Origin of the sequence: Candidatus Solirubrobacter pratensis, from assembly GCF_000425945.1 — a bacterium.
GTDB lineage: Bacteria > Actinomycetota > Thermoleophilia > Solirubrobacterales > Solirubrobacteraceae > Solirubrobacter > Solirubrobacter pratensis.
Window position 1 is genome coordinate 136,133 of the sequence record NZ_AUEK01000006.1, and the last position, 12,317, is coordinate 148,449.

The following is a 12,317-nucleotide window of genomic DNA, read 5'->3' on the forward strand; positions in this document are numbered from 1 at the left end:
GCTTGGGTTCGTGCATCGAGGGCTGGACGCGCTCCTCGAGCACCGCCGGCGGCGGAGCGGCCCGCCGCCGGCGTCCTCGTGCTCGTCGTTACGGCCTCACGTGACCTTCAGCGTGCCTTTCATCCCGGCCTGGGCGTGCCCCGAGACCGTGCACTTGAAGGAGACCGAGCCCTTCTTGAGTGTGACTTTCAGCGTCGCCGACTTGCCGGGCCGGATGAGCTTCGTCTTCTTCCCGCCGATGCTGAAGTCGTGCGGGATCTTGCCCTTGTTGGAGACGGTGAACGTGACCGAGCCCGCCTTCACGCTCTTCTTCGACAGTGTGAACTTGTACTCACTCGGCTTGCCCGCCGACACGCTGACGGATGTCGCGGCGACCGCCGGCAACGCCCATGTACCGACGGCAACAGTCCAGCAGACAACGAACGCCGCGACGCGGCGCCTGTTAATCATCCCGACTCACCCCCCGTGATTAGGTATTCGGACCTGTGGACGGGCACGGTAGACGAGGAGCCCTCGATCAGCAACCGAATTCTGTCACCGCACCGCACCGCCCCGGGCGGGCGCTCGTGTGCGCGGCCGCGCTCGCGGCCGGGGCCGTGTTGGCCGGCGCCGCACTCCCGCCGCCGGCCGAAGCTCACGCTCGGCTGCTGCGGACGAGCCCGGTGCAGGCCGCCGAGCTGGACCGGTCGCCGGCGCGAGCCGGACTCCTCTTCGACGAGCCGGTCCGCGCGACCGGTCGGCCTTCGCTGTCGGGCGGCGGCTTGGAGCGGCCGCTGCCGCTGCGGGCGCGCCTCGAGCGGGGCGGGCGGTTGGTCTCCGTCGCGCTGCCCGCTCGCCTCGGGCGCGGGGTGTACGCGATCCGCTGGACGATCGTCTCCGACGACGGCCACCGCGAGGCGGGCGCCCTCACGTTCGGGATCGGCGCGAAGGCGAAAGGCGTGTCCGCGAGCGCGAGCGAGAAGACGCAGGCGGACGCCCTGCTCACGTTCGCGCGCTGGGTGTTCGTCCTCGGCGTCCTCGCCGCCGCCGGCCTCGCCGGCGTGCGCCTCGCGCTGCGACCGGTGCTGTCCGGATGGGCACGTGACGGTGGGCCGGCGCTCGGGACCCGCCCCCTCGCCGGCGCGCTCGCACTCGCGGCGGTCGGCGCCGCGCTCGAGCTCGCGGCAGTGCCGGCCGCCCTCGGCACTCGATTCGGCGTCGTCACCGCCGCCGCCGGCGCGCTCGCGCTCGTCGGCGCCCTTGCGTCCTCGCGTTCGCTGACCCCGCGCGCCGGTCAGCGGGTCAGCGCCGGACTCGCCTCAGGGCTCGTCGTGGCGCCTGCCTTGGCGGGCCACGCGCTCTCGCCCGGGCGATCGAGCGGGGCCGTCCTGCCGATCGAGCTCGTGCACGCGTGCGCGGCGGCGGCGTGGCTCGGGGCCGTCCTGTGGCTAGGCATGCTCGTGGCGGCAGCCGTCAAGCCGGGTGCGGCGGGCGTCCCCGTCGCGGCCGCCGCCCGCCGGTTGTCGCCCGTCGCGGCGGCCGCCGTCGGCGTCGTCGGCGTCACGGGGATCCTCCGGGCGGCGCTCGAGCTGCAGCGATGGGGGCAGCTCGGCTCGACGGGCTACGGCCGGCTGCTGCTCGTCAAGACCGCGGTGTTCCTCGGGCTGGTCGCGTTCGGCGGGTGGAGCCACGCTCGGCTGCTGAAACGGCTTCCCTCCGGCGCGGCGGTCGCTTCGCTGCGCCGGACCGTCGCGGCCGAGGCCGTCCTGCTGGCAGCGGTCGCCGGCGTGGTCGCCGCTCTCGGCTCGACGAGTCCGCCGCACGCGCTCGCCGCGGCGCCCGTCTCGGCGGTGACGAGCGTCTTGGGGCGCCAGGCGGATGAGCTCGCGGTGGGCATTCGGGCTAGCCGCGCCGGCGACGAAGTGGCGATCGACGCGACCGTGCTCGGGCGCGACGGCACCGGCGCCGGCGGCCTCCGTGTCGACGTCGCGGAGGCGGCAGCGCGGCCACGTTGGTCGCCCGCGCGGCCGTGCGGGGACGGCCGGTACTGCGCTCACGTCCGCTCGAGTGCGCGGGCGCCGCGGCTGGTCGTCCGCGTCCGTCGTCGGAGCGGCCGCGCCTCGACGGTCTCGATAACGCTCCCCGCGAGCCCGCAGCCGGCTCGTGCCGCCGCGCTCGTCGCGGCGGAGGAGCGAGCGCTCCGCAGCCTCCACACGGTGGTGATCGCCGAGCGGCTCGCGTCGGACTCGACGCACGGGCTGCGCACGACGTGGCACGTGGTGGCGCCCGACCGGCTCTCCTACACGACGCGCGTCGCGGGAGAGGCGGTCGTGATCGGCACGCGCCGTTGGGACCGCGCAGACGCCGCTGCGCGCTGGCTCCGCTCCTCGCAGGACCCGCGACTGCGCCTCCCGGCGCTCGACTGGGATCGCGTCGAGGATCCGTCGCTGCTCGGCTCAGGCACCGTCGCCGGCCGGCCCGTCTGGTTGGTCAGCTTCGGCGACCCGACGGTGCCGGCCTGGTTCGAGGTGGCGATCGACCGCCGCACGCAGCGCCCGCTCGTCGTCCGGATGGTGGCGGCGGGCCACTTCATGATCCGCCGCTACGAGCGCTTCAACGCACCCTTGCGAATCCGGCCGCCGGCCGCCGCGCGATGAGAATTGCGGCGCGTGTGTTGCGCCGCCGCCGGTGCGCGTGTTAAATGCGTCCGTCGGGTTTCCGTCAGTGGGTCCGAACTTGGGGGAGAGGGTCGATGGCGAAGCTGGCCATTCGCGTGAACGGTAAGCGTCACGTGGTCAAGGCCGAGAGGGACACGCCGTTGCTGTACGTCCTGCGCAATGAGTTGGATCTCCACGGGCCGCGCTTCGGGTGCGGCCTGTCTCAGTGCGGCGCCTGCACCGTGCAGGCCGATGGCAAGGCGATCCGCTCGTGCGTGACGCCGGTGAGCGGAGTCGCGCATCAGGAGATCACCACGCTGGAGGGTCTCGGCACGCCCGAGGAGCCCGGCGCGGTCCAACAGGCGTTCATCGACAACCAGGCGGCGCAGTGCGGCTACTGCACCAACGGGATGATCGTCGCGGCCGACGCTTTCCTCGCCAGGCATCCGGATCCGACCGAGGACGAGATCAAACGGGCGATGACCCCGTATCTCTGCCGGTGCGGCACGCATTTCCGGATCGTCGAGGCCATCAAGGCCGCAGCCAAGTCCCAGGCTCCAGGAGAGCGGCGATGACCGAGACGTTGATGGAGACGGGCGGCGTGAACCGGCGCGCGTTCCTCGCCGGCACCGGCGCGATGTTCGTGGCGGCGAGCCTGCCCCGGCTGTTGAACCCGAAGACCGCGTTCGCCGCGCTCGAGGATTCGAAGATCGGCCCGGCGCTCGTCGATCCCACCCTGATCGACTCGTGGCTGGCCGTCCACGGCGACGGCACGGTGACGATCTTCACCGGCAAGGTCGAGCTCGGCACGGGTGTCCTGACGACGACCATGCAACTCGTCGCCGACGAGCTCGACGTGTCGCTGTCGGCGCTCAAGGTGGTCGAGGGCGACACGTGGATGACTCCGGATCAGGGCTACACGGCCGGCAGCCAGAGCAACAAGACGCAGTACGCCGCAAAGGGCGGTCTGCGCCAGGCCGCGGCCGAGGCGCGGCTGGCGCTGCTTGGAATGGCGTCCGCACGCCTCGGCGCGCCGGTCGCGAACCTCAGCGTCGAGGACGGAGTCGTCATCTCGGGCGGCGGCGGACAGGTCTCGTACGGCGAGCTGATCGGCGATCAGAAGTTCAACCTCAAGATCACCGGCAAGGCGACCCCGAAGCGCTTCGACAACTACAAGGTCGTCGGCACGAACGTCCCTCGCGTCGACATCCCGGCGAAGGCGACGGGCAAGTTCACTTACACGCAGGACGTCAGGATCGCGGGCATGCTCCACGCCCGCGTCGTGCGGCCGCCCACGCTCGACTCCAAGCTGCTGAAGGTGGTCGGATTCCCCGGCCACCGCAAGCCGCCCGGCTTCGTGGCGCTGGTGGTGAAGAACAACTTCGTCGCGGTCGTCGCCGAGCGCGAGGAGCAGGCGATCGACGCCGCGCAGGCGCTCGAGTTGAGCTGGCAGACGGCGGCGCTGCCGAGCTTCGAGCATCTCTATGGCGACCTGCAGCGCCAGACGCCGACGACCGATCGCGTCCTGATCGACACCCACGACGTCGACGCCGCGCTCGCCGGCGCGGCGAAGTCGCTCCAGGTCAACTACCGCTACCCGATCCAGATGCACGGGTCGATGGGCGCCTCGGCCGCCGTCGCCTCCGTGGAGGGCCAGAGCGCGACGGTCTGGTCCTCGACGCAGGGCGTGTATCCGCTGCGCTCGGCGATCGCGGTCGCGCTCGGCCTGCCCGAGCCGAACGTCCACGTGATCTACGTCGAGGGCTCGGGCTGCTACGGCATCAACGGCGCCGACAACTCGGCGCTCGACGCCGCCGTGATCTCCCAGCAGGTCGGCAAGCCGGTGCGCGTGCAGTACATGCGCGCCGACGAGCACAAGTGGGAGAACTTCGGCCAGCCCTACCTCCACCAGATGCGCGGCGGCATCGACGCGAACGGGAAGGTCGTGGCCTGGGACTACGTGGCGTGGACGGCCAGCCGCGGCGGCCGCCCCGGCCCGCCGGCCAACATCCCGACCGGCATCCTGCTCGGGCTCCCCGAGGATCCGCTGCCGAAGTCGCCCGCGCCGACGCCGTCGAGCCGCCCGAACACCGTCGACAACTCCAACTCGGCCCCTTCGTACCTGATCCCGAGCCAGCGGCTGCGGAGCCACACCGGGAAGCACGCGTTCATGGCCGGGCCGCTGCGCTCCCCGAACCGGATCCAGAACACGTGGGCGAACGAGTCCTTCATGGACGAGCTCGCGCATCTCGCGAACCGCGACCCCGTCGAGTTCCGCCTCGCGCACCTGGCCGACCGGCGGCTGACCGACGTGATCAGGCTGGCGGCGTACATGGCCGGCTGGAAGCCGCGTCCGGCCGCGACGAAGATCGACGAAGGCCGGTACAAGCGGGGCCGCGGGATCGCGGCGATGTTCTACGAGGGCAACAACGGGTACAACGCGGCGGTGTTCGGCGTCACCGTCGACACCAAGACGGGCAAGGTCACCGTCGACGACGTGTGGTCGGCGCAGGACTGCGGTCCCGTGCTCAACCCGGACGGCATGCGCGCGCAGGCTGAGGGCTGCCTCATGCAGACGATCAGCCGCTCGCTGATCGAGGAGGTCAAGTGGGGACCGGACGGCATCACCTCGGCTGACTGGGACAGTTACCCGGTGATCCGCTTCAACGCGATGCCCAAGCTCCACTTCCGCGTCATCGATCGCAAGGGCGCCGACGTGATGGGCGCCGGCGAGGTGCTCATCACCAACGGTCCGGCGGCGATCGCCAACGCGATCTTCGACGCCACCGGCAAGCGGATCCGCCAGGTGCCGTTCACGCCCGCCCGGATCCGGAGGATGCTCGCGGAATGAGCGATTAGGGCAGGACCGACTCGGCGATCCGCAGCGCCAACGCCGACCAGAGACGATCGTCCGGAGGCCGACCTCCGGACGAGTCGTCCAGCGCCCGTCGCAGCCCGGCCGCGACGCGCGGGAAGCCCTCGTGCTCGACGAGCTCGGCGCGCTCGCCGAGCACCGCCCGGGCAAGCTCGAGCCGCGCAGCGGCCACCGCCGACTGCGGCTGGTCGCGCTCATCGAGCAGCATCCGCTGCGAGACCCAGTAGACCACATGGTCGACGTAGCCGGAGACGATCCGGTCACTCAGCGGCGTGGCGGTGACGAGCGTGTCGGCCTCCTCACGCAGGCGGCCGAGGTCGAGGCCCAGCTCGGGCAGCACCCAGCGCGAGGCGAACGGCAGCACGAGCTCGGACGAGCGCTCCTCCGGGACGTCCTGGAGGTAGTCCTCCAGCTCGCCCAAGGCATCGCGTAACGACTCGTCGAGAACCGGGGACCCTGCGTCGTCGTGACTCACGCGCGGATCCTATCCGGGGGGGCCGGCGTTGGGTTGCCCATGCGGTCGAGCAGTGGGCGACGCCGCCGATTCGAACTCGCGGAACGCGAGCCTGGTGGTGTCGGTCACAGGATCAGCAGGCTTCTTGTCGTCGCGACCGGGAAGGCCCAGTCTGGGAGCGATGATCAAGACATCGCTTCTGGGCGATAAGCCCGTCAACCGCATCGGCTTCGGCGCGATGCAGCTCGCAGGACCCGGCGTGTTCGGGCCGCCGAGCGACCCTGAAGGTGCCCGCGCGGTGCTGCGCCGCGCCGTTGATCTCGGCGTCGACCACATCGACACCTCGCAGTTCTACGGCCCGGACGTCGTCAACGAGCTGATCCGGGAGGCGCTGTATCCGTATCCGCAGCACCTCAAGCTCGTCACCAAGGTCGGAGGCCGGCGTGACGATGCCGGCGGCTGGCTGCCGGCGCAGTCGCCGGCCGAGCTGCGCGCCGGCGTCGAGGCCAACCTGCGCACGCTGCAGGTGGAGCGCATGGATCTCGTCAACCTGCGCCTGTTCGACGAGCACGACGCCGAGGGGCAGCTGGCCGAGCAGCTGGGCGCGCTGGAGGACCTGCGCCAGGAGGGCAAGCTCGATCTGATCGGGATCTCCAACGCCTCGGCCGACACCGTCCGCCGCGCGCTTGAGCTCGTCCACATCGCCTGCGTGCAGAACGCCTACAGCGTGGTCAACCGCGGCGACGAAGAGGGCCTGGCGCTGTGCGAGGAGCGCGGGCTCGCGTTCGTGCCGTTCTTCCCGCTGGGCTCGGCCTTCGCCGGCGGTCCCAGGCAGCTGGCGGCCGACCCGGCGATCGCCGAGGTGGCGGCACGGCGCGGAGCCACGCCCTCTCAGATCGCGCTGGCGTGGCTGCTGCACCGCTCGGAGCGGATCCTGCTGATTCCCGGCACCAGCTCGGTTGAGCACCTCGAGGAGAACGTCGCCGCCGGCGACATCGATCTCGATGAGCAGGACATGCAACGGCTCGAGGATGCCGTCCAGCTCGGCGACCCGATGGCCGCCGCTGAGCATTAGGTCAGGGAGTCGCGAGCGTCGCGAGCGCGGCGCGGGTAGCTGCGTCTGCGGGCGCGTAGACGGTCAACCGCAGATCGGGTGCCCCGGTCGGCACCGTCTGCGCGTGGTGCAGGCGCAGCGTCCCCAGCGTCGGATGCTCGATCGTCTTCGTGCCGCGCTGGGTGTCGTTGACCTCGTGCTCGTCCCACCACTGCGCAAACCGCGCGCTTCGCTCGCGCAACTCGCCGATGAACCGCTCGTAGGCAGGCTCGCCGGCGTGCTGCGCGTACTCGCTGCGGAACCGCGCCACCATGTTGCGGGCGGTGCCCTCCCGACCGGGGTTGTCCCGCGCGTCGCCGGGATCGACCAGCAGCAGCCACAGCAGCGAGCGGCGCCCGGGCGGGAGGTGGTCCGGCGACCCGAACAACGCCGACGCCGCCGGATTCCAGGCCAGGATCCGCGTCATCGGACCGAGCAGGTACGCCGGCATCGGATGTAGCCCTTCCACGAGGGACACGAGCAGCGCACGACCGTCATCGTCGCCCTCCCCCGGCGCCGTCCCGGAGCCGTCGGACAGCGGCAGCTCCGTGCGTGCCAGCGCGAACAGCGTCGCCCGTTCAGCGGCGTCCAACCGCAACGCTCGCGCCAGCGCGTCGAGCACCTCGGGCGAGGGGTGGATGTCACGCCCCTGCTCAAGCCACGTGTACCAGGACACTCCGACGCCGGCGAGCGCGGCCACCTCCTCGCGCCGCAGCCCCGGAGTGCGGCGGCGGGCGCCGTCATCAGGCAAGCCCACGTCAGAGGGCGAGAGGCGCGCTCGACGCGAACGCAGAAACGCGCGGAGCTCGTCACGCCGGGAAGCTGAGGAGGCGATCGCCGTCGGGCGCAGAACAGCGACGGTAGCACTCGCTTCCGCGCGCGCTCGACGACAAATCTGTGACTGGTCCGGCGCGGGTGCTCGCTGCCAGAACGACGCCACCAAGCGCCTCGGCGGTGATCGAGGACCTGCGCGGCTGACGCACGTCTCCAGCGGCGACGCCCCGGCCCTCAAGCTCCGCCGCGTACGGTTCGATAAGAAGCGGGTGTCGTCCGCCCGGTGCTCTTGTGGCTCGTGGAACGCGCCCGTGCGTTGCCGTGGCGTCGCGTCATGACGCAGGCTGGCGGCGACTTCGACGTCGACGGCGGGAATGCCGGCGCGAGCGCTCGGCGCGAGCACGAGCGTCGCAGGGCCAACCGCGAGCAGCGCATCCGCCAGAAGCACCCGCGGCTGAGCGGACTGATCCTCGCGCTGCAAGAGGAGCCGCAGCACGAGCGCGCCTGGGCCAGAGGCGCCGACGGTGAGCAGTTTGTCGCGCAGTCGCTGACAAAACGCTGCGCTGCGAGCGTGGTGTTGCTCCACGACCGGCGAATCCCGGGCAGCCGCGCGAACATCGACCACATCGCGATCACCGCCGGCGGGGTGTGGGTCATCGACTCCAAGCGCTACACGGGCAAGGTCGCGGTGTCCAAGCCGCTGTTCGGCACGGCCAAGCTCATGATCGCCGGACGTGACCAGACCCGGCTGATCGATGGGCTGATCAAACAGGTTGCGCTGCTCGAGCACGCCATCGCAGAGCTCGGGCAGGATGTGCCCGTGCACGGGACAATGTGCTTCGTGGACGCCGACCTGCCGCTGCTCCGCACTCTGACCGTCGCCAGCTTCCCGCTGCTCTACCCCAAGGCGCTCGCCAAGCGCCTGAACCACCACGGGCCGCTCTCCGCCGAGCAAGCCCGAGCGATCGCCGCTCAGCTCGCACAGCGATTCCCGCCGGCCTGAGCCCTGGCGGCTTCGCCGCCGCCCAACGGATTCCACCGAGACGCATTGCCCCAACGCGTGGACCGACGACGCCAACAACACGGAGCGGATCGGCAACGAGCCCGGACGTCTGAGGACGACGACCCGCGCGAGTGCGATTCAGCAGGTGCTCACCTTCACCACGCACCGCGCTTGATCGAGCCGGAAACGGCATCGGAGTATGCGCCGGGCGTGTTGCACGCGCGCCGTTCGCGTGCCTACCGTCTCGGCACGTGCAGCAGCTCCGGGCGCTCAGGCTCTTCGTCTCTGCAGCGCCCGGCGCCGCCGTGCCGGCGACGATCTTCGTGCTCGCGGAGGGCCTGCTTCCGAACCTCGTGATCATCGCCATGGGCCACGTCACGGGGTCGATGCCGGGCGCGGTCGAGCACGGCCTCTCCTCGTCGGACGGGCACCGGCTGATCGGCGCGCTGGCGATCGCGGCGGTCATCTACGCGCTGTCGCTGCTGCGCGGCCCGCTCGACGACGCGCTGTCCGCGGCGGTCGGCGCGCGGATGCAGGCGGTGCTCCAGCGGCGCGTGATCGACGCCGTCTCCGCGCCGGTCGGGATCGCCCACCTCGAGGACCAGGAGGTGCTCGACAAGCTCGAGTCGGCGACCGGGCAGCTGCGCGGCGACCAGCTCGCCGACGCGCCGATGACGATGCTCGGGCTGTGGGGAGACCGGCTCGGCGGCGCGGTGTCGTGCGTGGTGGTGGCGGCGTTCCGCTGGTGGGCCGGGCTGCTGCTGTTCGCCGTCTGGGTGCTCGTGCGGTTCCCGGCGCGCGCGTTCGTGGTGTCGAGGGTCTCCACGTTCCGCCGCGCGACCGCCGCGCTGCGCCACGCGGTCTACCTGTTCGGCCTCCCCACCCGCGCCGCGCCGGCCAAGGAGGTGCGCGTGTTCGGGCTGGTCGAGTGGGCGCTGGACCGTCACCAGGAGGAATGGCACGCGGCGATGGAGGCGTCGTGGAACGAGGTGCACAAGAACGACCGCCGCATCCTCGCCGTCTCGCTGCCCGTGCTCGGCGCCTACCTCGCCGCCGGCGCCGCGCTCGGCCACGCCGCCTACACGCACGAGCTCGGCCTGCGCACGCTCGCGACGATGCTCCTGATGCTGCCGATGAGCATGCAGCTCGTCAGCATCACGATGACCGACGTCAGCCTCGAGTCGATGCTGTCCGGACTGCCGGATCTCGACGCGCTCACCGCCGAGCTGCACAACGACCAGCAGCTCGGCGGGGAGGCCGTGCCAGCCGACGCGCCCGCCCGGTCGATCGCGTTCGAGGACGTCCGCTTCGGCTACCCAGGCGGCCAGGAGGACGTGCTGCGCGGTGTCGACCTCGAGCTGCCGGCGGGGGAGTCGCTGGCGCTGGTCGGCGTCAACGGCGCCGGAAAGTCGACGCTCGTGTCGCTGCTCGCGCGGCTGCACGACCCGACCGGCGGCCGGATCACGGTGGATGGGATGCAGCTGTCCACGCTGAACGCCGAGGCGTGGCGGGAGCGGATCGCGGTCGTCTATCAGGAGGCGCTGTGGCTGCCGCTGACGGCGCGCGAGAACGTCGCCGTCGAGGTGCTGACGGGGGTTGCGGCGGATGAGGACGCGCTCGCGCACGCGGCGGCGCAGGCCGGGGCGACCGAGATCACCGCGGGGCTCCCGGCCGGCTGGGACACGATCCTCTCGCCGCAGTACGCCGGCGGCGTCGACCTCTCCGGCGGCCAGTGGCAGCGGATCGCGCTCGCCCGCGCGCTCTACGGCGCGCGCGTGCTCGTGCTCGACGAGCCGACGGCGCAGCTCGACGTGCGCGCCGAGGCGGCGTTCTACGAGCGCTTCCTGAAGCTGACGGAGGGCACGACGAGCGTCGTCATCTCGCACCGCTTCTCGACGGTCCGCCGCGCCGACCGGATCACCGTGCTCGACACTGATGCGCCGCGATCCGCTGCTCGTGATCCTCGACGAGCCGACGGCGAGCGTCGACGCCCCGACCGAGCGCGCGCTGTCCGAGCGCTACGCGGGCGCCGCGCGCGCCGCCGGCGAGGCCCACGGCGCCGTCAGCCTGCTGATCTCGCACCGCTTCTCCACCGCCCGCGTCGCCGACCTGATCGTCCTGATCGAGAACCGCCGCATCGTAGAGACCGGCGCGCACGACGAGCTGATCGAGGCCGGCGGCGCCTATGCGGAGCTCTACGAGCTGCAGGCGCGGGCGTATCGCGATTAGGGCTCCCCGGCCGCACGGAGCACGCGTACGGCCCCGACGCGGCGCGGCTTCCTGCCGGGGATGCGCATCCGTGGATCGGGCCCGCCGATTGATCCGCGACGGACCATTCGGCCGAGGCGAATCACGCGCCTGAAGGCACGCGACTCACGGGCGATGAGCACGCCGCGGCGCCGGCGGGATCAGAGCCCGCCTAACGCTTGCTCGAGGTCGGCCCAGAGGTCGTCGACGTCCTCGCAGCCGACGCTCATGCGGATCAGTCCGCCCGGGACGTGCTCCTGGCCCGGGTGGACGCTGCGGCGCTCCATCGTCGTCTCGACGCCGCCGAGGCTGGTGGCGTTCCAGATGATCTTGATCGCCGCGCATGCCCGGTCGACGGTCTCCGCGTCGGCGAGCTCGAAGCTCACCACCGCCCCGAAGCCCGGGTAGCGCACCCGCTGCACCGCCGGGTGTGCGTCGAGCCGCGCCGCCAGCTCGACAGCGCTCGCGATCGCCGTCTTGAGCCGCACCGGCAGCGTGCGCACGCCGCGCGTGGCCAAAAACGCCTCCAGCGCGCCGGGTGTGGCGCCGTAGAGCTTTCGCGCCGTGACCAGCAGCTCCCGCTGCGCCTGTTCCTTGGCCACCGCGGCGCCCATCAGCAGGTCCGAGTGGCCGCCGAGGAACTTGGTCGCGGCGTGGATGACCACGTCGGCTCCCAGCGACAGCGGCTGCTGCAGCAGCGGCGTCGCGAACGTGTTGTCGACGACCACGCGCACCCCGTCCTTGCGGGGCGCGGCGCAGATCGCGGGCACGTCGGCCACGTCGAGCAGCGGGTTCGTCGGCGACTCGATCCACACCAGGTCGGCCTCGAGCAGCTTGGCGATCCAGGTCTTCGTGTCCGGCGCAGGGACGCGCTCGACCCGCCAGGCGTGGTCGCGCGCGCCGGCCTCGGCGATTCCGGCGACGCCCTGGTAGCAGTCGTCGGGAATGACGAGGTGCGCCCCAGTCGGCAGCTGACTCAGCACGGCGTTGCACGCCGCCATGCCGGACGAGAACGACACGGCGTGGCCGCCCTCGAGCCCGCCAAGGACGTCCTCGAAGGCCTCCCAGGTCTCGGTCGCCTCCGTGCGGCTGTATAGGCGCTCGGTGCCCAGCACGAAGTTCGATGCGGGGACGAGCGGGGTGTTCAGGGGTGCGCCGGGCACGCGTTCGGGCCGGCCACCCACGATGGCCCAGGTCTCTGGCTTCATAGGTGCCTAAAGAGTCCCAGTTGCTCC

10 protein-coding genes are annotated in these 12,317 nt (G+C 71.8%); 6 read left to right on the forward strand and 4 right to left on the reverse strand.

All coding sequences use genetic code 11. The features are described from left to right. Positions 1 to 96: 96 nt before the first annotated feature. Positions 97 to 450, reverse strand: coding sequence for a plastocyanin/azurin family copper-binding protein (locus H958_RS34965; RefSeq protein ID WP_081685595.1), 354 nt, complete (start codon positions 448 to 450; stop codon positions 97 to 99). A gap of 116 nt (positions 451 to 566) precedes the next feature. Here H958_RS34965 and H958_RS0104470 point away from each other — a divergent pair, with 116 nt between their 5' ends. The 3 genes from H958_RS0104470 (at position 567) to H958_RS0104480 (ending at position 5,487) form a co-directional block, all read left to right on the forward strand. Further along, the gene (locus H958_RS0104470; protein ID WP_028057776.1) at positions 567 to 2,636 is read left to right on the forward strand and encodes a copper resistance CopC/CopD family protein; all 2,070 of its coding nucleotides are present in this window, start codon (positions 567 to 569) and stop codon (positions 2,634 to 2,636) included. A 95-nt stretch (positions 2,637 to 2,731) separates the two neighbouring features. Further along, on the forward strand, positions 2,732 to 3,211 hold the full coding sequence (locus H958_RS0104475) for a (2Fe-2S)-binding protein (RefSeq protein WP_028057777.1): 480 nt from the start codon (positions 2,732 to 2,734) through the stop codon (positions 3,209 to 3,211). After that, positions 3,208 to 5,487, forward strand: a complete 2,280-nt coding sequence (locus tag H958_RS0104480) for a xanthine dehydrogenase family protein molybdopterin-binding subunit (RefSeq protein ID WP_081685597.1) — start codon at positions 3,208 to 3,210, stop codon at positions 5,485 to 5,487. Before H958_RS0104475 ends, H958_RS0104480 begins: the two co-directional genes overlap by 4 nt. Before the next feature lie 4 nt (positions 5,488 to 5,491). Here the strand turns inward: H958_RS0104480 and H958_RS0104485 are convergent, their stop codons facing one another. Further along, entirely contained in the window at positions 5,492 to 5,986 is a 495-nt protein-coding gene (locus H958_RS0104485) for a hypothetical protein (protein ID WP_156027680.1), read from the reverse strand. Between the two features lie 160 nt (positions 5,987 to 6,146). Between H958_RS0104485 and H958_RS34970 the strand changes: the two genes are divergently transcribed. After that, the gene (locus tag H958_RS34970; RefSeq protein ID WP_037409265.1) at positions 6,147 to 7,040 is read left to right on the forward strand and encodes an oxidoreductase; all 894 of its coding nucleotides are present in this window, start codon (positions 6,147 to 6,149) and stop codon (positions 7,038 to 7,040) included. 1 nt (position 7,041) lies between these two features. Here H958_RS34970 and H958_RS48075 read toward each other — a convergent pair whose 3' ends face one another. Continuing rightward, positions 7,042 to 7,908 carry a helix-turn-helix transcriptional regulator gene (locus H958_RS48075; protein WP_028057780.1) on the reverse strand — a complete coding sequence of 289 codons (867 nt, stop codon included), beginning with the start codon at positions 7,906 to 7,908 and terminating at the stop codon, positions 7,042 to 7,044. Positions 7,909 to 8,115: 207 nt separating this feature from the next. Here H958_RS48075 and H958_RS34975 point away from each other — a divergent pair, with 207 nt between their 5' ends. Both H958_RS34975 and H958_RS42740 read left to right on the forward strand, forming a co-directional pair. Beyond that, entirely contained in the window at positions 8,116 to 8,835 is a 720-nt protein-coding gene (locus H958_RS34975) for a nuclease-related domain-containing protein (RefSeq protein ID WP_231379168.1), read from the forward strand. A gap of 251 nt (positions 8,836 to 9,086) precedes the next feature. Beyond that, positions 9,087 to 11,156, forward strand: a complete 2,070-nt coding sequence (locus H958_RS42740) for an ATP-binding cassette domain-containing protein (protein ID WP_051323816.1) — start codon at positions 9,087 to 9,089, stop codon at positions 11,154 to 11,156. A gap of 87 nt (positions 11,157 to 11,243) precedes the next feature. Here the strand turns inward: H958_RS42740 and H958_RS0104510 are convergent, their stop codons facing one another. Further along, positions 11,244 to 12,290, reverse strand: coding sequence for a trans-sulfuration enzyme family protein (locus tag H958_RS0104510; protein WP_028057781.1), 1,047 nt, complete (start codon positions 12,288 to 12,290; stop codon positions 11,244 to 11,246). Between the last annotated feature and the right edge of the window lie 27 nt (positions 12,291 to 12,317).

Bases quoted from the DNA above. Each gene is read 5' to 3' on its own strand.
- H958_RS34965 (WP_081685595.1), bottom strand. From the start codon at position 450: ATGATTAACAGGCGCCGCGTCGCGGCGTTCGTTGTCTGCTGGACTGTT.
- H958_RS0104480 (WP_081685597.1), top strand. From the start codon at position 3,208: ATGACCGAGACGTTGATGGAGACGGGCGGCGTGAACCGGCGCGCGTTC.
- H958_RS0104510 (WP_028057781.1), bottom strand. From the start codon at position 12,290: ATGAAGCCAGAGACCTGGGCCATCGTGGGTGGCCGGCCCGAACGCGTG.
- H958_RS34970 (WP_037409265.1), top strand. From the start codon at position 6,147: ATGATCAAGACATCGCTTCTGGGCGATAAGCCCGTCAACCGCATCGGC.
- H958_RS0104475 (WP_028057777.1), top strand. From the start codon at position 2,732: ATGGCGAAGCTGGCCATTCGCGTGAACGGTAAGCGTCACGTGGTCAAG.